The 18,434-nt window shown below is 42.5% G+C and carries 19 protein-coding genes and 2 pseudogenes; 6 read left to right on the forward strand and 15 right to left on the reverse strand.

Going from position 1 to position 18,434, the window contains the following annotated elements:
- The 10 genes and pseudogenes from A3GS_RS0103720 to A3GS_RS0103765 form a co-directional block, all read right to left on the reverse strand.
- Positions 1-1,173 (reverse strand): LXG domain-containing protein (locus tag A3GS_RS0103720; protein WP_018364080.1); only part of this gene is annotated, 1,173 nt, incomplete at its 3' end.
- 2 nt (positions 1,174-1,175) lie between these two features.
- A complete protein-coding gene (locus A3GS_RS0103725; RefSeq protein ID WP_018364081.1) occupies positions 1,176-1,538 on the reverse strand; it encodes a DUF3958 family protein in 363 nt (120 codons plus the stop codon).
- The gene (locus tag A3GS_RS0103730; protein ID WP_018364082.1) at positions 1,532-1,813 is read right to left on the reverse strand and encodes a TIGR04197 family type VII secretion effector; all 282 of its coding nucleotides are present in this window, start codon (positions 1,811-1,813) and stop codon (positions 1,532-1,534) included. The genes A3GS_RS0103725 and A3GS_RS0103730 overlap by 7 nt, the downstream gene beginning before the upstream one ends.
- 152 nt (positions 1,814-1,965) lie before the next feature.
- Entirely contained in the window at positions 1,966-3,276 is a 1,311-nt protein-coding gene (locus A3GS_RS0103735) for an ABC transporter substrate-binding protein (RefSeq protein WP_026216259.1), read from the reverse strand.
- Positions 3,269-3,955 (reverse strand): response regulator transcription factor, encoded by a 687-nt coding sequence (locus A3GS_RS0103740; protein WP_018364084.1) that lies wholly within the window; start codon positions 3,953-3,955, stop codon positions 3,269-3,271. The genes A3GS_RS0103735 and A3GS_RS0103740 overlap by 8 nt, the downstream gene beginning before the upstream one ends.
- On the reverse strand, positions 3,952-5,274 hold the full coding sequence (locus A3GS_RS0103745; protein WP_018364085.1) for a sensor histidine kinase: 1,323 nt from the start codon (positions 5,272-5,274) through the stop codon (positions 3,952-3,954). Before A3GS_RS0103745 ends, A3GS_RS0103740 begins: the two co-directional genes overlap by 4 nt.
- Positions 5,274-6,260 (reverse strand): sugar ABC transporter substrate-binding protein, encoded by a 987-nt coding sequence (locus A3GS_RS0103750; RefSeq protein ID WP_205617701.1) that lies wholly within the window; start codon positions 6,258-6,260, stop codon positions 5,274-5,276. Before A3GS_RS0103750 ends, A3GS_RS0103745 begins: the two co-directional genes overlap by 1 nt.
- Positions 6,257-7,051, reverse strand: a complete 795-nt coding sequence (locus A3GS_RS0103755; RefSeq protein ID WP_026216261.1) for a Cof-type HAD-IIB family hydrolase — start codon at positions 7,049-7,051, stop codon at positions 6,257-6,259. Before A3GS_RS0103755 ends, A3GS_RS0103750 begins: the two co-directional genes overlap by 4 nt.
- 586 nt (positions 7,052-7,637) lie before the next feature.
- Positions 7,638-11,267 (reverse strand): annotated as a pseudogene (locus A3GS_RS0103760) (GH32 C-terminal domain-containing protein); the annotation flags it as partial.
- A 280-nt stretch (positions 11,268-11,547) separates the two neighbouring features.
- Entirely contained in the window at positions 11,548-11,943 is a 396-nt protein-coding gene (locus A3GS_RS0103765) for a single-stranded DNA-binding protein (RefSeq protein ID WP_018364089.1), read from the reverse strand.
- A gap of 76 nt (positions 11,944-12,019) precedes the next feature.
- Between A3GS_RS0103765 and A3GS_RS0103770 the strand changes: the two genes are divergently transcribed.
- From A3GS_RS0103770 to A3GS_RS0103790, 4 genes are all read left to right on the forward strand, one after another.
- On the forward strand, positions 12,020-12,739 hold the full coding sequence (locus tag A3GS_RS0103770) for a class I SAM-dependent methyltransferase (RefSeq protein WP_018364090.1): 720 nt from the start codon (positions 12,020-12,022) through the stop codon (positions 12,737-12,739).
- Positions 12,740-12,997, forward strand: coding sequence for a hypothetical protein (locus tag A3GS_RS12005; protein WP_018364091.1), 258 nt, complete (start codon positions 12,740-12,742; stop codon positions 12,995-12,997).
- A gap of 140 nt (positions 12,998-13,137) precedes the next feature.
- Positions 13,138-13,461, forward strand: a complete 324-nt coding sequence (locus A3GS_RS12010) for a CPBP family glutamic-type intramembrane protease (RefSeq protein ID WP_018364092.1) — start codon at positions 13,138-13,140, stop codon at positions 13,459-13,461.
- 203 nt (positions 13,462-13,664) lie between these two features.
- Entirely contained in the window at positions 13,665-14,252 is a 588-nt protein-coding gene (locus tag A3GS_RS0103790; protein WP_018364094.1) for a DUF2785 domain-containing protein, read from the forward strand.
- Between the two features lie 25 nt (positions 14,253-14,277).
- Here A3GS_RS0103790 and A3GS_RS0103795 read toward each other — a convergent pair whose 3' ends face one another.
- From A3GS_RS0103795 to A3GS_RS0103815, 5 genes and pseudogenes are all read right to left on the reverse strand, one after another.
- Positions 14,278-14,634, reverse strand: coding sequence for a rhodanese-like domain-containing protein (locus A3GS_RS0103795; protein WP_018364095.1), 357 nt, complete (start codon positions 14,632-14,634; stop codon positions 14,278-14,280).
- The gene (locus A3GS_RS0103800; RefSeq protein WP_018364096.1) at positions 14,627-15,049 is read right to left on the reverse strand and encodes a MarR family winged helix-turn-helix transcriptional regulator; all 423 of its coding nucleotides are present in this window, start codon (positions 15,047-15,049) and stop codon (positions 14,627-14,629) included. The genes A3GS_RS0103795 and A3GS_RS0103800 overlap by 8 nt, the downstream gene beginning before the upstream one ends.
- Positions 15,050-15,142: 93 nt before the next feature.
- Positions 15,143-15,767 (reverse strand): annotated as a pseudogene (ytpR, locus tag A3GS_RS11465) (YtpR family tRNA-binding protein).
- 49 nt (positions 15,768-15,816) lie between these two features.
- Positions 15,817-16,140: a thioredoxin family protein gene (locus A3GS_RS0103810; RefSeq protein WP_018364097.1), complete on the reverse strand. Its 324-nt coding sequence runs from the start codon at positions 16,138-16,140 to the stop codon at positions 15,817-15,819.
- Entirely contained in the window at positions 16,137-16,427 is a 291-nt protein-coding gene (locus A3GS_RS0103815) for a DUF4651 domain-containing protein (protein ID WP_018364098.1), read from the reverse strand. The genes A3GS_RS0103810 and A3GS_RS0103815 overlap by 4 nt, the downstream gene beginning before the upstream one ends.
- A gap of 56 nt (positions 16,428-16,483) precedes the next feature.
- Between A3GS_RS0103815 and pepA the strand changes: the two genes are divergently transcribed.
- Together pepA and proC are read left to right on the forward strand one after the other, a co-directional pair.
- Positions 16,484-17,551 (forward strand): glutamyl aminopeptidase, encoded by a 1,068-nt coding sequence (gene pepA / locus A3GS_RS0103820; RefSeq protein WP_018364099.1) that lies wholly within the window; start codon positions 16,484-16,486, stop codon positions 17,549-17,551.
- A 1-nt stretch (position 17,552) separates the two neighbouring features.
- Positions 17,553-18,323 carry a pyrroline-5-carboxylate reductase gene (gene proC, locus A3GS_RS0103825; RefSeq protein WP_018364100.1) on the forward strand — a complete coding sequence of 257 codons (771 nt, stop codon included), beginning with the start codon at positions 17,553-17,555 and terminating at the stop codon, positions 18,321-18,323.
- The last annotated feature ends 111 nt before the right edge of the window (positions 18,324-18,434 follow it).

The following is an 18,434-nucleotide window of genomic DNA, read 5'->3' on the forward strand; positions in this document are numbered from 1 at the left end:
CATCGTCTGCGTGCCTTTGTCAACTGCTTTTCCTGTAAAGGGATTAATACCTGTCTCATTGATGCCCTTAACATAATCCCCCATGAAGTCTTGACTGCGGACACTAACAGTTTCTTTGGACTCTAGATCATAATAACACTTGATAATATAGAGTTGCTTCGCCTTGGAGCTTTTGTCAAAATTGAACAAGACCTGATGAGCATAATAAGGATTGTAGCTACTGACATAGGGGTACTTTTCCTTAAGCTCATCAAGGCTCATAGCTTTGATTTTTGCTTGAAAGGCTTTTGATACATGGCTATCATCGGTATGCTGTTTAGCCTCTGCTTCATAGCGAGCAACAATCAGCCGATCGCGCTTGAGGTCATCTGCGCTTGACACCGCATAGCCAGAGCCTGTTTGACGACTTTGCTCTCTTGTTTTTACAATAGCGAGGTAGTTCTGTCTCAACTCAGACCACGGCATTTGCGCCACTTCCGTCTCTACGGTAGAAGCGGAGACATTCTTCACCATCGTGCTTGTTGGCTTTTCGAGGATTGCCTGACGTTTTTGCCAACCATCAGCGATAACCGTCCGCCAAGTAACGTCACAACTTGTTGGACTTGCGTAGGTTTTAGTGGACGACTGCCAGCTTCCTGACATTTCCTTTAACCCTGAACTTAAAGAAGCGTAAAGACTTTGGCTGTTCGTAAAATATCCAGTAGAGCTGGCATTAAAAGCCAGTAGATTGTCCAAAATAGTTTGCAGGGTATTTCTCACCCTTTGGGCGGAAGCTATTTGGCGGGAAAGAGAGTACCGGGTTGATTTCTTGCTAGCCCGCTCGCTCAGGTCAGCTAATTCTCTTAGCAAGGTGTCTTGATTGGCAATTTGTTGCCGCAAATCATCCTCTCGCCAACTCTTACTATCGACATTACTCTCATAAGCTGTTACATATGACTGACAGTCCTGCGCCAGTGCTTCATCAAATAAAATGGCACCTTGAAGCAGAGGAAGAACATAGTTTGTGCAATAGCCTTTGGCAGAAGTATAAGCCCGACCACTCAGACTGTCTTCAGCACAAAAAGCCTCCACCGCAGCAATCATGGCAGTATAAGAGGCTGTGTGAGTGCTGCTACGGGTAGAAACACCAGCGGCCTGTGTCTGGGCATCTCCCAAGTACATATCAATTCCCATCACTAGTCCTCCAAACTTAGTCGACGCTTGTCTAAGATGACTTGGGTAATCTCATCCTCTAGTCTCCCAATGTCTTTTTGCAACTGTTGGTCTTGCTCCGCTAAGGTTTCCATTAAGGTATAGAACTCCCTATGAACAGTTTCTTCTTCGCAAGCTATCTGATTGGCATATTGACTTCCCTGAAAATAGGTTGCGGTTTCTTCTACGTAACGGCAAGTCAATGAACCTGCATAACCATAATCAGCTTCAAATTCCTTTAAAAGTCGGCGCTCATGCCTTAAATCATATTCTTTTTCGGATAATTCTTGCTCCAAACGGTTCAACTCATCCCAACGTTTTTCTTTTTCAGTAGTGCTTCTTACCATTTACTTATTCCTTGAATGCTCTGGCTTAGGCCAGTATCTGTCACCTCAAATTCGGACGCCAGCGAATGGATATTTGCCACCATGTTGGTCAGCTGACTTTCGAGGGTTTGGCAGACGGTTGATTGATTGGCAATCAATGATTTTGCAGTGGCATTACCAACAACAGTGGTATTATCATCTAGTGTAACTGCACCAGATGATAGGCCGGAAATAGCGGCGGCTAAAGCATTGGCCCGTTGAGAAGCAAGGGATACATCACTCTTTATTTCTGTCATAAACATTCTCCTTTTAATCTTATGAGGATTATAAAAAATTTTCTGAAAACAACTAGTCAGAATGGGCTTTGACCATTAGAAATACACATCAAACTGTAGGTTCCTCTGCTTGTATTCACTACTGATTCTTGATGAATAAGTAGATCTATTACTCATTTCAACTGATCCTCGATTTGTCGCTGAATATCAGCCAAATCACTGTCAACTGTTTTGTTGGCCACAGCCCGGCTGATGAGATAATCCGCTTTTTCTAGAACGGCGTTGTAACGCTTAAACTTAGGCTGAACAGTCGCTCCAGACATCATCGAATCTAAAGTATCAACTGTCAAGGCCGTTGAGCCAAAGTCATCATTTTTCAGCAATTCCTTGCTCTCAGAACTCTTCATGACCTTTTTCAAAACAGATGAGCCCTGCGAGGTCTCAAAGAGCGCCTGCTGGGTCTCTTGATTATCCGTTAAAGTTTTTAAAAATTCCCAAGCCAGCTTGCTGTGATGCGTTCTGGAAGACAAGCCATATAGGGAAGTATCAACCTGCGTCGCGTTGATAGATGGACTGGCAGAGGGCATCTGCACACAAGTCCATGAAAAGGAAGAATACTTAGACACATGATAAGGATAAGGTTTGTAAGTTCTGTACTGAGCTAGAGTCATGGGAAGAAAAGCAACCTTGCCTTGGTCAAAATCTTCTGTGGTGACACTGTAATGAGGGTTAAGCTCATTTAACTTGATTAGAAAAGACAAGGCAGCTTTGGTGTTTTCCGTATTAAAGTAAGCCTTACTGCCATAGGTGTCAAATAGCGGAGCATCATAAGCTGCCAGAGCTTGCTGCCAAGAATAACCAACTAAGCCATACTGATCAAGCACACCATCACCATCTGTATCACGCGTTACTTGCTTGCAAATACGATAAAAATCCGACAAGGTCCAGCCTGACTTGGGAATACTGATTCCTTCTTTTTCCAACAAATCCTTATTAATACACATCATAGTTGGATTACTTTCGTAAGGCAGGGCATATTGATGTCCTGCATAAGAGCCTGCTTGATAGGCTGAATGGTAAAAATCCGATATTTTTAAATCAGAGGCAACAAAGCCATCTAATTTTTTTAGAGAACCTGTTGAGGCTAAGAGATTAAAATCATTTTCTGGCAAAACAAAAATATCAGGCTCTTGTCCATTGATCAGAGCATCCGATAACCAAGAGGAATAATCCTCCTTGCCAATACCGCTTTCGTAAACCACCTTGACACGCGGATGCTTTTTTTCAAAGACCTCAATGACCTGATCAATAAGCTTGTACTCATTGCCATTGGGAACACCCCAACTGCTACCTGTGTAAAGTCCCAGCTTGAGCGTGACTTGCCGAAAATAACGATCATAGGTAAACCAGCCAACCAGGCTAATAGCTAGCAAAAGCAGAGCTGACAAGCCTCCTATTTTTTGCCAAGTCCATTTTTTATTCATCATCACTGTCATCACCAAAATTTCTAGTCGTCACACCCGTTTGAACCGCCCATATAGCCAGTTGAGTACGATCACGCAAGCTAAGTTTGGATAGAATAGTTGACAAGTAATTTCTAACTGTCCCTTCAGACAAAAAAAGCTTGGCTGCAATTTCCTTATTTGATAGACCAAAACCAACCTGCTGAATGATTTTCCATTCTACCTTAGATAAATCATCCACATTATTTTCTTCAACTTGAATGGCAAAATTGGACTGAGCCATGCGAGAAAAAATCTTGAAAACCTTTGTAGCAATATCAGGGTTAATCATAGCTCCACCGCCATTAACCGTGTGAATGGCTTGATAGAGCTCATCTGTCGAAATCCCTTTTAGGATATAGCCTGACGCACCATATTTCAGAGCACTAAAAATAAATTCGTCATCATCAAAAGTGGTCAAAATGATGATTTTAATATCTGGATAGTGTTCCTTAACCTGCTTGGTGCAAAGAACGCCATCCATCTTTGGCATACGGATATCCATGAGAATGACATCTGGATGGCAGGATTTCAAGGCTTCCAAAACTTCCTGACCATCACCCACTGTCCCAACCACTTCGATGTCCTTGTAGGCTGATAAGACAATTTGTAAGGACTCACGGATTAAAGCTTGGTCATCTGCAATTAAAATTTTTATCATTCTTCTTCTCCCTTCACTTTTGGAATGGATACAACGGTTTTAAAGCCTTTGTCATTGTAAAATTCAACCCTGCCACCAATGATAGCCAGTCGCTCATTCATCTGTGTCAGCCCATAACCATAATGCAACTTGTCAAAACCAATACCATCGTCTTGAATCAGTAAGTGATAGGCTTTCGCATTATCATTTATCATCTTGATGTCTACATGCCTGGCGTGACCATGGCGAAGTGAATTAGTGATGGATTCCTGAATTACACGGAAAATGATGTCCTCCTTAGTCATGTCCATGTCAATCTCTCCCCAAGCGTAGTCAAAATCAATCTCTAATTTGGACAATTCTTGATAGTCCTTAATCATCTTCTCCAAAGCATCCTTGAGAGTTCGGCCTTCAAGAGCACCAGGCCGCATTTTCTCAAGCGACCGACGAACATCGCGAATACCTTCACGTACAACATTAGAAACACTCTTAAGCTGCTCCTTAGCCCGCTTAGGATCCAAATCAATCAAAACCATCACAGCGTCTATCCCGGCTGAAATCCCTGTTAAGGCATGTCCCAAAGTATCATGGATTTCTCTAGCAATGCGCTTGCGTTCACGATCCTCAACGATTTTCTCAGCTACTGCCACGTAGTTATTAAGTTCCTGATTAGCCCTAGCTGCCATGCGCAGCTCTTCTTCAATCTTATGATTCTCCGAAACAGAATACATAATGTAACTAATCAAGGAAACAATAAAGACCACCATATTCAAAGAAGTGAGGAAGTTCTTGATAAAGAGTGTCATCAACCTAGTGGTCTTTGGATAGAAATTCAGGTAACTATCCAAAGACGGAATCTTAACAACCAAGGATAAAATATCATAGTTAGATACAAGCAGCGCCCCAAAGCTCAGAACTAGAAAAACGAGCCAGTAACGCTTTTTCTGCAGGACATAAAAATCTGTAAAACTATAAAAGACATCCATGAAAACCAGTAGAATCAGGCCATTGTAAGAGGATTGCAGGAAAACAAAGGTCGTTAGGAGTAAAATAATTTCCAGCACCAACAGCCAATTCATGCTTGGAGATGATTTATCAGGGTAATAATTTCGCAAGGTCATAACCAGCAAAAGGCAGGCGAAAGAAAGGATAGAACCCCAGAAGACTAAGGTGGGCGTAGCTGGTAAGGAGCTCAGATTTTCCATGAGAGAATGACTGAGCCTTTTTTCCGTTATATATTTGGTCGCAAATAAATATAAAGAAGCATTGTAAATCACTGCGACAAAATTGATTAAAATCAAAACTCGTCTTAAAAAACGAATCGTTCTCATATTGTTCATTATTGCCACCCCGATAAATCAAATTGACTGATGTTATTCTTGTCAATTAAGGTAACAGGAATTTTGATAACTGTCTTGAACCGTTTACCTTCAAGTAACTGATAAGCAACCTGGATGGCTTTTTTCCCCATCGATACAGGTGACTGAGCGACGGTTGACTGGACATCGCTAGTATTGTTAATGAGGTTCTTCATATCAGGCGATCCGTCCACACCATAGACATAGATTTTATGTATCAGCTTCTTTTCCTTGATAGCAGCCAAAGCTCCGATGGCACTACGGTCATTCAAGGCCATGACCACATCAAATGTTATACCCGCATCAATAACTTTCTCAACCGCAGGCATGGCAATCTCAGTCTGTCCATAAGACTCCTGACGTGATACAACATGATACTTGGGTTGATTGGCAATGGTATCCAAAAATCCCTTAATTCGATCTTCTGCTGACAGGGTCTCCCTGTGCTCCAGCAAAAGAATATTGGCCTTATCTAGGTTAGCTATCATATTTTGAGCTGACAGAACACCTGCCTCATAATTATCTGAGATGATCGTTGCATCTGCTAGTCCCTTTTTCTCCAGCTGACTGTCAACAATCACAACTTTAATACCTTGAGCTTGAGCTTTCTTCAAAGCCGCATTGATACGGGAACTGTGGCTACTGACAGGATTGATGATAATCACGTTGACACCCTTGTCAATAAAATAATCAATCTGTTGACACTGCTTGTCAACACTGAGGGCTGGGTCACGTGTATAAACCACATCCCCACGCGCATCAGCTTCTTTTTCAATCTCTGCATTGACAATCTTGTAAAATGTATTATTCATGGTCATATAAGTCGTTCCGATTTTGACCTGACTGGGTGTCACAGGAGACAGCTTATACTGACCATAGATGCCCAGCACAAGAAAAATCCCCAGAGAAACCATAAGGCAGATTAACTTATGCTCTCTAATAGCTTGCCCTATTTTTCTAATCCTCATAGCACATCTCGCTCTAGTATTTGGGCAATGCCATCATGATCATGGTCTGCTGTCACATGACCGATAGCCTCCTGAACCTCCTTCGGACCATTGCTCATGACATAGGCTTTACCAACGGTCTGCAGCATATCCAAATCATTAAAATTGTCCCCAAAGGCCATAGTATCCGCCAAACTCAGACCCATGTAGGCTGTAAAGACCTCAACTGCATGACCTTTCCTAATACCTCTAGCCATAATTTCAATGAAATAAGGAGCTGATTTGGCGATGGACAGGTCTGGATAGCGTTTTTTCAAGTCAACTTCTAGCGGTCCAATCTTCTCGGGGTCTCCCATGAGCAGCACTTTGTGAACCTCTCCCAAGCCAGTCAAGCTTGAGAGCGCAGCCTCTTTTGCCACGACTCCAACGATGTTTTCCTCCCGCTTAATCCAATAATCCGAACGGTCTTTAGCATACCAATCGTGGTAACTGTAAATGTTCCAAACGATTTCTGGAGTTTCATTTTCAATCAATTGGCAGAGCTCCAAAGCCTGAGCTGTCGTCATCGGACTAGAGGCGATGGTCTCATCATTTTCATCTTGCAGCAGAGCCCCATTATAAGAGATAATGGGACTTGTGATGCCGATGCTGTCTATAATAGGCTTAATAGCCTCAGGCATACGAGCTGAAATCGGAATAAAACAATTTCCCTGGTCAACTACCCGACGAATAGCTTCTTTCGTACGTGGTGTGACAAGAAAGTCACTATTTATCAAAGTCCCATCAATATCGCTAAAAATTAAACGCATCAGCAATCCCTCTCAGTCTGTCATTTTCCTCTACATTATAGCATGTTTTAAGGGACAAAGAAAATCGTTTCCAAAAGCTTTACAGAACAGCAAAAGAGGAGGCAGAAAATGCCTCCTCCATGATGTGATGCCTAGTCATTTATACAAAGACTAAGCGCCTAAATAATTACCACCAATGTCTAGTATTGATGATAGGTGAAACTATCGGCTTTCCTAAAATCTGAATTTGAAGAGCAGAGGGCTGTATTAATTCTTTTAGCTGCATCAATTGATAAGATAAAATAAATATTTTTTGTTGAATTAATAGCTTAGACATTCGAGTTGACCGAGGAAAGGATATATCAATCACAACCTTGGCTGTCAATCTTTTTGATGCCTTGCTATCACCTGTTGCGTGATAGCTAACTTTTAAATTGACAAAGGAAGAAAGTCCTGTTTTATCCAAAATCGAGCGAATGTTTTCTACAAAATCCAGTAATTCCTTTTCCTCTTTCGGAACATCAGGATCTTCTGTCGGATGTAAATTTTTCACGGTAAAGTTTTGAACTTCCAGAGCACCATCCCAAAGACCGAGACCAACAAATGGCTTATTAAAGGAATCATCCACCGCAGTAAAAGTATAATCCATGACTTCTTGATTATCAATAAGAACCTTCACAGCAGAGTTAGTCTTAATCAACTTAATATGGTGGTACTTACCATCATTAAGCGCTGCCGTGAGAGGAGCTTCTGCAATGTTTTCCCCATAGAAACGGTAGAGACGAACTGATTTAGTATCACCAACTTGGATGGCATAAGCATTAGCAGGGTCACTGCTAGCAGAAGCGAGGAAGATATTGACAAGCCCTTTCGTATATTTAACGTCAACATCCATTTCATATTCGTTGAATGCTAGCTTGTCAGATGTCATGTAAGCATCGTTAGCACTTTGATTAGAATCATAAAGCGTTTCTCCGTCAATGTACCAGTTTCCTGATACCGACTTGAGATCTTTCAAATTGGTATTGAAATTATTTTCAAAAACTTCTATGCTAAATTCTTTATAAAGCGATGGGTTTTCTTTGGCTGTCGCCCTAATGATTGTTGTCCCTTTTTTAAGCCCTTTGACTGTTAGGTGATTTCCTTTAGTAACTAATGAAACCAAACTAGGATTGGCAACTGTCCAAAGGACATTCTGCGGTGCAGCCGCTGGCATAATATAGGCCTTCAAGTCCGTTTTGTCACCCACACTTAAACGGATTGTCTTAGGAGAGGATTGGATAACATCCAAAGCATAATTAACCGTGTTTTTGTCCTTCCAGATGCTCTTTAAAGGGTAAACAGCAATGTCTGCTCGGGCACTTGCTCCCTCAGCAAAGACTTTTAAGCCAAGACTACCTGGGGCAGGGAAAATTTGATTGGCTCCCGCAACCGTATTACCCTTAGCAAAAACTTCAACACTAGCTCTATCAACGAAGATATGCAAGTCAATGCTACCATCTGCATTTTTAGTGACTTTTTGACTGTTCACTTGTGAAAATAAATCACTTAAAATAATACCTGATTGACTGCGATCCAGTGACAAGGTCTCTGTTGTCAAATCATAGATAACCTTAGTCACCTCATTATCCCCGACACGAAGGTCAAATCCTACCTTGCTTGTCTTGGCTCCTGGTCTGAATGTCGCAACAATTTCATAAGTGTCAGAAGCAAAACCTTTAAATAGTCTATTAGTATTAGAAACCTTGACATTATGATAAACAATCGCATGTTTAACATCTCGTAAATCTTTATAAGCTTCGATTGGTGTTTGTGTCAACACATACTTGTTGCCTTCTTTGACCAAACCTAGAGTCAAGTTCAGGTTAAAGGTCCCGTTAAATTTTTGATTAACCGTATCTGCAACAAGATTACAGTAATCATCCCAAGTATTCATCCAGTTCAACTCAACCAACTTAGGCAGTGTCGGATTAGTGCTGTTGCCAAAATCTTGAACATAGTAGGTCATGGCTGCATAAGAATCTTTACCAAAATTCATGATAGCATCACGGTCTTGATAGTCTGCATCCGCAATAAAAGCCCATTTGCCATCAACTTGTTTAAAGTCTCCGACTTTATAGTATCGACCGCCGCGGGACAGCACCCATTTCACAGCGCCATCACTAGCCTTTATCGGGTAAAGATCTGGACATTCCGTATGCAAATCAGAATAGGTTGTCTCAACCGTCCAATCCTTCAAATTATCTGATGAATAAATGCGGAGCGGTCCACCAGCAACAACCATAAACCACTTATCTTCCCAACGAAAGACTTTCGGATCACGGAAGTCGCGGTTGTTGAGAGGATCATTTGACCAATCTGCCGCAATCTTGTCAGATTTAGTCCAAGTTTTACCTTCATCCGTGCTATAGGCCAATTTAATCCGTTGACCTTCACCGTCAGCAGTAATCAGAGCAACAAGGCCACCCTTGCCTTCCTCAAAGAAACCAGATGTGTTTTTGTCGTCTACCACAATACAGCCAGAGAACATGGCACCATTTTCATCTGGATAAAAAGCAATCGGTTCTTCTTTCCAAGTAACCAAATCTTTACTAGTTGCATGAGCCCAATGCATTGGACCCCATTTGGTATCATCGTAGAATTGATAGAACATATGGTAGGTACCATTGTAATAAACGAGGCCATTAGGGTCATTAGCCCAGCCATCCTTAACAGAATAGTGGTATTGGTCGCGGTAAAGTTCATTATAGTAAATATTATCGGCTTGTCTTCTATGAATATTGAGACGATAAGTTACGGTTACGACTTCTCCGCTAGCCGTTGGCAATTGGCTTGTAACAGTCAGATAGTTAGCGCCAACAGCCAAAGGAATATTTGAAAAGTCTTTGTAGATATTGCCCGCAGTATCCGTCACTGTGATGACCGCCCCCGGATTGCGAGTGGCAAAAGTCAAATCAACAGTTGTCGCATTATTTTTGACATACTGGATATGTGTTGCTTCTTTAGGGAAGAATTGTCCTTTTTGTTCTACTGTTCCTGTCTTAGACGTAACTGTAACATCATCAATAAGCGGTGTTTCTGTATCCTTGATTGGGGTATAGAAGGTATTTTGGAAAACCATTTCCCCATTCCAGTTGAGTAGGCCAAAGTAACCTTCTGGAATATAGGTAGTTTGTCCCCTGTCATTACGTTGCATGGTGTAATCGCTCAAATTAGCTACCAAAACATCGTTAACATAATATGAAATCCACTCATCTATGGCAATAACTTTTAGTTGGTAATGATTATCCTTAGTCGGAGCGATGTCTTTTTCGTCAATCAGATTAGCTTCTGCCCAACGCCATAGCTTGACTTTATGACTGCTAGCATCCACATTAACCGTATAATTTTTGAGGTCGTTAGGGTCATTATTAGAACGGAAGGTCAGAGAAGCTGCCCCTTCATTTTTTAAGAAGGTAACATCTGTTTGGAAAATAAAGTTCTTTCCCTTGGTCTGAGAATATAAGAAGTTATCCCCTTTTCCCACTGCATTGCTGTACAAGCCATCAGCTTGTGATTGCCATACAGCCTTATCATAGGATAAACCTTCAAGATTAGTCTTGTAACCTTCTGTCGCAGGGGTGACCTCCTTTTGTTCACGGACCTCATTTTTCAATAGATGAGGCTGATTTTCAGTAGGCTTTGCTAAAGAGGGCCCTGCCTCTGTTGACGTTGCCTCATTAGTAGGCTCTTCCTTGGCTGACATAGCTTCTACCTCTTTACTTGCTAAATCGGCAGTGGCAGTTTCCGCCATTTCATCACTGACTGCCATTTCTGACTCTGCTAGAGTGTCTGGGACTGCTTCTGCCGTGGTTACATCTTGCTCTTCCCCCTGAACTACTTCTGGCTGACTGGCTACGGTTTCTTCTTCAACAGGTTGGGATTCAGCCTGAACAGTGCTCTCTTGGGCACCTGACCTTGCTGCGGTTTCTACAAGAGGGTCTGCTAACTCTTCAGTCTTTGCAGAAAGATTGGACTCTGTAGAGCTAGACTGATTAGGGATAGCCTCCTCTGTTGGCGTCGTTTGAGTGCTATCTGCTACTATGACTGTCGAAGATACTGAGCCATCCTCTGCTTGGACGTCTTGCATCGCCCCCCCTAAGAAAAGACCTAGTAGAACCACCGAGCAACCAAAAATCCACTTCTTGCCGCTTTTTCGCATGTACCAATTGGTACAGTTTGTTTCCTCTGCTTGTTTCATAATAGCCTCCTTTTATTTTGTATCCTATAGTTTCTATTTATCGTTACCCTCGTTCCTCATTTGATAAAAAATCATCTGATCAAGACTCCCTCAAGCACCTCATCTCTAATACTAATTCTATTCTCAAACTTCTTGCTCTCATTTAAATTTATTATATAAAATTTAAAACCGCTTTCAAACTAACAAATGTAACCTCATTCAATGACATTCATCACCAAAATAAAAGACAGAAACAACCGTCTCTGTCTTTTAACATTAATATCAGAAATGAATAGCTACTTTAGAAGGGCAATTCTTCCTCATCTAAAACCAAATCTGTCAGGTCACCTGACACATTATTTTCACGCATGGCACGCTGGGCTCGGCTCTCCAAAAGTTGGAAAGACTGGGCTAAAACTTCGGTCACATAGTGAGTCTTCCCATCCTTTTCGTACTTACGGGTGCGCAATTCTCCGTCTAAAGAAATAAGGCTGCCCTTGCTACCATAGGACGCTAGGGTCTCAGCCAAGCGCCCCCAGACGACAACATTAACAAAATCTGCTTCACGCTCGCCATTTTGGTTCTTAAATCTGCGGTTGACCGCGACGGTCACGCGCGTGACTGACTTGTCGTTGGGTGTCTTGACCATCTCAGGCGTTGCTGTAAGGCGTCCGATAATAATAACTTTATTGTACATTTTTGTACCTCCTTATCTCTACTATTCGCAAGGCCTGTGAAAAATGTTACAATAAAGAAAAAATTTGGAGGTTATCATGACGATTGATTTGAAGGCTTATAGGGAAATGCTGGCGCAGCCTTGGGGAAAAATCATGTACGAGTTGATTTTTGCGCAACTCTCCCACGTCCAAAACCAAACCGTGCTAGACTTCGGTGCTGGTTTTGGCATCACTGCGCAGCATTTATCCCAAAACAATACCGTTACCGCCATTGAGCCAAATGCAGATCTGCTCTTTGCGGATGACACACAGAGTTTCACCAAAATCCAAGGCAGTCTTGAAACACTCAAAGCCTTGCCAGAGCAAACCTTTGATACCATCATCTGCCACAATGTGCTAGAATACATCCCAAAAACTGAGCATGCTGATTATCTATCCGAATTTGAGCGCCTCCTGAAAGTTGGCGGCGAGCTGTCGCTCATCAAGCACCACTCTGTCGGAAAAGTCCTTCACAGCGTGGTCTTTAATAATGACATCCCCACCGCTTTAGATACCTTAGCAGGAAAAGATAGCTACCAAAGCGCAGCTTTTACCCAAGGCGACACCTACTCCTTAGAAGAATTAGCCGCCCACACTGACCTCACCATTAAAAACTATCAAGGCATCCGAACACTCTACGCTCTACAGCCCAATAGTTTCAAGACCCAAGAAGGCTGGCTGGAAAATCTCACCAAGTTTGAGCTTGCTGTTGCCAACCAGAAACCTTACAAAGACATCGCCTTTTTCCACCACGTGACCTTGCGAAAGGAGTGTTAAATGGAAAAGCTACGACACTTCCTAATCAGCACCTTTACCTTCACTTGGATCTTCTGCTTGCTTACCTCTCTGCTAACACATGCTACAACCCTGAAGCGAGCTGACCTTCTGCCTACAAACCTTTTTTATATTGGCGGTTTCGGACCAGTAGTTGGCTTTTGGACTGTCGAAAAACCTTGCTTAGCAATATTGACTCAGAAATTATTTTCTTTGAAAAATGGCGGAGCTGCTTATACCTCATCAGCTTTCTTCTACTAGAATTAGCATTTATCGCGGTTTCATCTAGGCAGCTCAACCCAAGTCTTCCCCTCTCCTTAATACCACTCAGCCTTTTTCGTGCCCTTATTTGCGATGGAGGGCAGGAAGAAATCGGCTGGCGAGGTAGTCTGTAGCCACTCATGCAGCAAAAATACTCTCCCGTGCTAACTACCTTCCTATCAGGCTGTATCTGGGCTGTCTATCATATTCCTCTTTGGTTTATTGAAGGCAACTCACATCAGGAAACTTCCTTCTTGGCTTTTGCTATGCTAGCCATCGTCGTCTACTTTTGGAACACAGGCGTTTACAGTCGCACCAAGTCAATCTTTGCCAGCATGGTTTTCCATGCTAGTAATAACATCCTCATGTCAGCCTTAGTCATCAAGCTAAATCTGCTCTTCTTGTTAGGAATTATTGTACTGCTGGCAATAGCTATTAAGATGATAAGAACGGAGAAATTATGAAAGATCTCTTAAGCAAAAAATTAGAAGGCACTCAAGCCTACAACTGAAAAGAACTGCTCTGGCTGATTGACCACATTGGCGATACCAATCCTGCTGTCCGAGACCAACTCGTTTACAGTAGCTTTTGTCACGCGCTTTTGGATCATCTCATAGAGCCTGAACTTTTTTCTTATCTCTTTGACGAACTGAAGCAAAGAAACATCTTGTTCTACAAGATAGAGGAAAAGGGCGCAGCAACTTTGACTCGCTCTTTTACAGCCTTGGTCTTTGCCCTCATCCTTGATAGGGATGCCACAGTCAATAGTCCCTACTATCACTTATTATCCGAAAATGACCGGCAAACTCTTTTTGACGCTGCTTTTAATTACCTTGTCGCAGAAACTGACATAACTGACTGGCATACTGAATACGGCTGGGTCCATGCCCTAGCACATGGGTCAGAGTTACTACTCTCCGTTGGTCTGCATGACTGCTTTCCAAAAGAAAGAATAGTAGAAATCCTAGACACCCTCACTCACGTGCTGAAAAAACAGACCCAAGTTTTCACAGCAGGTGAAGACCGCAGAATAGCCATCCTGCTAGCTCAGCTCATTTTACAAAAAAAGCTCACACAAGAGCAGATCGCAGACTGGATAGAAGACCTAGACTTTCTAGACCAAAGTCCAGAAACCTATTTTACCTCTCTTAATTTCGAAAACGTCCTGATGTGCCTGTATTTCTCCTTGGAGAAAGAAAATATGCTGACAGCCAGATTAAAAGAAATACTTCTAAACAGCTGGAAAGGCTATTAAAAAAGACGGTTGCCCGTCTTTTTTCTTAACAAGTTTCTGTTGGTAAGCTCATCCCTTTCCAACCTTCAAAAGCTCCTGCTAACTCATAGGCTTTGAAACCAGCTTTTAGTAAGATAAACAAGGCTTGCTTGCCTAAAATTGTACCGCCATTCCAGTCATAAACGACATACGTTTTGCTTTTATCAAGATCAGCCAAGTGGTTTGCTAAATCCTTGGCTGGCAAAGCGATAGCTCCCTTAATTTGTTCTTTTTTCATCTGAGCAGGTGCATTGCGGATATCCAAAACAACGATATCTGATGCTTCCTTCTTCATTTCTTCTAACACCACAAAATGGTTCATATATAAGTCTAAGTACATTTCCAAAAAATCAAGTTTATTCATGTTCATTTTCCTTTAGCCTTTCTACTATGCTTAAAAGTGTTTCTTTTTGTCTATCGGGTAGTGTCTGGATAACCTCTACCTCAACAGCTTGCATCTTGTGCCACATCTCCCTGACCAAGTTTTGCCCTGCTTCAGTCAACTCCAACAGATTTTGGCGCCTATCCTTTGGATTTTTCTGCCTTTGCAAAAAACCTTTGGCTTCTAAATGATCAACAAGCTGACCAATGGTCGTGCGATCCAACTTATTTAACTCACCAATTTTCAGTTGTGTCAGTAAAGTCTGCTCATGTATTGTCAGTAGTACACCATACTCTCTAGAGCTTATAGCATAAGGTTCTAAGATTTTAGAAAATCGCCTGTCCATTTCCTGACCAATTTTACTAATTTGAAAGCCCCAAGACTCTTCTAGCCTCATTTAATCACCTCCTCTGATAATCAGTCGACTTGATTATATAACAAAAAATGATCTTTAGCAAGAAAAAACGACTTTTTCAAGCCGTTTAGTCTATTATGCTGTCCAGTGTTTTTTTGGAATCAAAGATATCACCAACAGTCGCGCTGTCAGCCAATTCAATAATGCCACGAACTTGCGGAGCGTTTGGCAATTCAAGCTCACGAGCCGAGCAAAGCATCCCAAAACTGTCTTCCCCGCGCAGTTTACCTGGAAAGATAAGGCTACCGTTTGGCATCATAGCTCCTGGCAGGGCTGCAACCGTTTTGAGCCCCTGCGCTGCATTTGGCGCACCACAAACGATTTGAACACATTGACCACCATTGATTTCCACTTGGCAAATATGTAAGTGGTCACTGTCTGGGTGGTCAACCATTTCGATAATCTGTCCGACAACAAATTTTGGAGTGTTATCATTTTCTAGTTGTTCTGCAAAGCCTTCTTTAGCCAACTCAGCATTGAGCGTAGCTACTTGGTAGTCTGTCAAGAAGACTTGACCACTGCCTGTCAGGTCAATCAAGCTTGACACATCAAAAATATTCCAAGCCAAGGTAGTGCCCTTTTCATCGAAAACACGTGCTACCTTCCCTTTGCGTTCAACATCGCGCTTGATGTCCTTAGTGTCTTGCAAAATCACCATGAGGACATCGCCAACATATTCTTTATTGTATGCAAAAATCATCTTCTTTTTCCCTCTTTATCAATAGTTAATTTTAAGCTTTTTTAGGCAATCAGTGGACATCACAGCCTGCTAAAAAACTGTTAATCTCCGTTTTAGTCTTACGTTGTTTATTGACCAAACGACCAATCTCCTTACCATTTTCCACTACAACAAAACTTGGAATACCAAAAATATTCCAACGCTGGGCAACCTCCATAAAATCATCGCGGTCCACGCGCACAAAGGTCAATTCTGGATTGTCAGCCTCAATCTCTGGCATAGCTGGATAGATAAACTGGCAATCAGGGCACCAATCGGCAGTGAAAAAGAAGACAACCTTGCCATCTCTCTCAAGATAGGATGCCAAATCTTCGTAAGTTTTCGGCTCAATCATACTTTCTCCTCCTCATAGGCAATCTGACCCTTTTCATAGCTGAATTGGTAGACTCTACCATCAGTCATAACCACGCCACCACGGGTGACCTGCGTGTCAGACTCTGTCTCATTCACGTAGAGGACTGCAATCTCTCCCAGTTGGTCAAAAAACTGGCGAAGCGTAGCCTTGATTTTTTCTGCTTTTCTTTCTGCTAGCTCTTTTTTAATAACCAGACTCAGGGCAAGCGCACCGCTGATCCCCACAATCCCTAAACCTAAGGCTAGCCGACTCTTTTTGTTTTTCATAAGCTTTATTTTACCATAAAACGTGCTAAAATAGGAGATATAGAATTGAGGTATTTATGACGGATTTATTTAGTAAAATCAAAGAAGTGACCGAACTAGACGGCATCGCTGGCTACGAGCACAATGTGCGCAACTACCTGCGCGGTAAAATCACGCCTTTGGTAGATGAGGTTCAAACAGATGGTCTTGGCGGTATTTTCGGTATCAAACACAGTCAAGCAAAAGAGGCTCCGCATGTCATGGTAGCTGCTCATATGGACGAAGTTGGCTTTATGATTAGCGAAATTAAGCCTGATGGCACTCTACGCGTGGTCGGAATCGGTGGATGGAACCCACTAGTTGTCAGCTCACAGCGCTTCACCCTCTACACGCGCACAGGTACTGCCATCCCAGTCATCTCTGGCTCTGTACCTCCCCACTTCTTACGCGGGAACAATGGCGGAGCCTCTTTACCAAAAGTGGAAGATATTGTATTTGACGGAGGTTTTGCGGACAAGGCAGAAGCTGAAAGCTTTGGTGTGCGTCCAGGTGACATCATCGTGCCAAAATCAGAGGCTATCCTGACCGCCAACCAAAAAAATGTTATTTCTAAAGCTTGGGATAACCGCTATGGTATTCTCATGGTCGCAGAACTCCTGCAAAGCCTACAAAATGAACAACTAGGCAACACTTTGATTGCTGGTGCCAATGTCCAAGAAGAAGTTGGCCTACGTGGTGCTCATGTGTCAACAACCAAGTTTGACCCAGAAATCTTTTTAGCAGTTGACTGTTCACCTGCTGGTGATGTTTACGGCAACCAAGGACATATCGGAGATGGCACTCTTATCCGTTTCTATGACCCAGGTCACATCATGCTCAAAGACATGCGCGACTTCTTACTGACAACTGCAGAGGAAGCTGGTGTCAAGTATCAATATTACGCAGCAAAAGGTGGCACAGATGCTGGTGCTGCTCATCTCAAGAATGGCGGTGTTCCTTCAACAACTATTGGAGTCTGTGCTCGCTACATTCATTCTCACCAAACACTCTACGCTATGGACGATTTTCTCCAAGCACAAGCTTTCTTACAAGCTATCGTTAAGAAATTGGATCGTTCGACCGTTGACTTGATTAAGGGGTACTAATATGAAAATTGGATTTATCGGTGTTGGTAAGATGGCGACTGCCATTATCAACGGCCTAAACAGCACAACACATGACATCATCATCTCAGGTTCATCTCTCGCTCGTTCTAGAGAAATAGCAGAGCAGTTAGAAGTTGAGGCTGCCCATTCTCATCAAGAACTCATTGAAGAAGCTGATTTGGTTATTCTTGGCATTAAACCACAGATGTTTGACAAGGTTCTCTCTGAGCTGACCTTCAAACAACCCATCCTATCCATGGCTGCTGGTGTGACCTTGGAACGTTTAGCAGATTTGACCAGCTCAAACCTGCCACTCATCCGTATTATGCCTAACCTAAATGCTCAAATTCTTAAGAGTACAACAGCTATCTGCACCAATGACAAGGTATCAGCAGAGCTATTGGCCACTGCTAAGGAAATCACGGATAGCTTCGGCTCGACCTTTGAAATCGCAGAAAAAGATTTTGACACCTTCACTGCTCTTGCAGGTTCTAGCCCAGCCTACATCGCACTCTTCATTGAATCCTTGGCTAAGTCTGGCGTCAAGCATGGTCTGACCAAGCAACAAGCGCTCGACATCGCCAGCCAAACAGTACTTGCCACCGCTGAAAATCTCTTGATAGGCAGCGACAGTCCCCACGATATGATTGATATGGTCTGCAGCCCTGGTGGCACAACTATAGCTGGCCTTCTGGATTTAGAAAAAACAGGTTTAACAGCCTCTGTCGTCTCAGCCATTGACGTAACAATTGACAGAGCAAAAGAGCTCTAAAAATCATTAATCCTAAAATCAAAACAAATGTTGCCATTGCCATCATTTGTTTTTTTTATTTTCTACACAAACTTCATTTTTCGAAACACACAAAAAAGCTGACCGATTGCT

Origin of the sequence: Streptococcus caballi DSM 19004 (genome assembly GCF_000379985.1) — a bacterium.
Classification (GTDB): Bacteria; Bacillota; Bacilli; order Lactobacillales; family Streptococcaceae; genus Streptococcus; species Streptococcus caballi.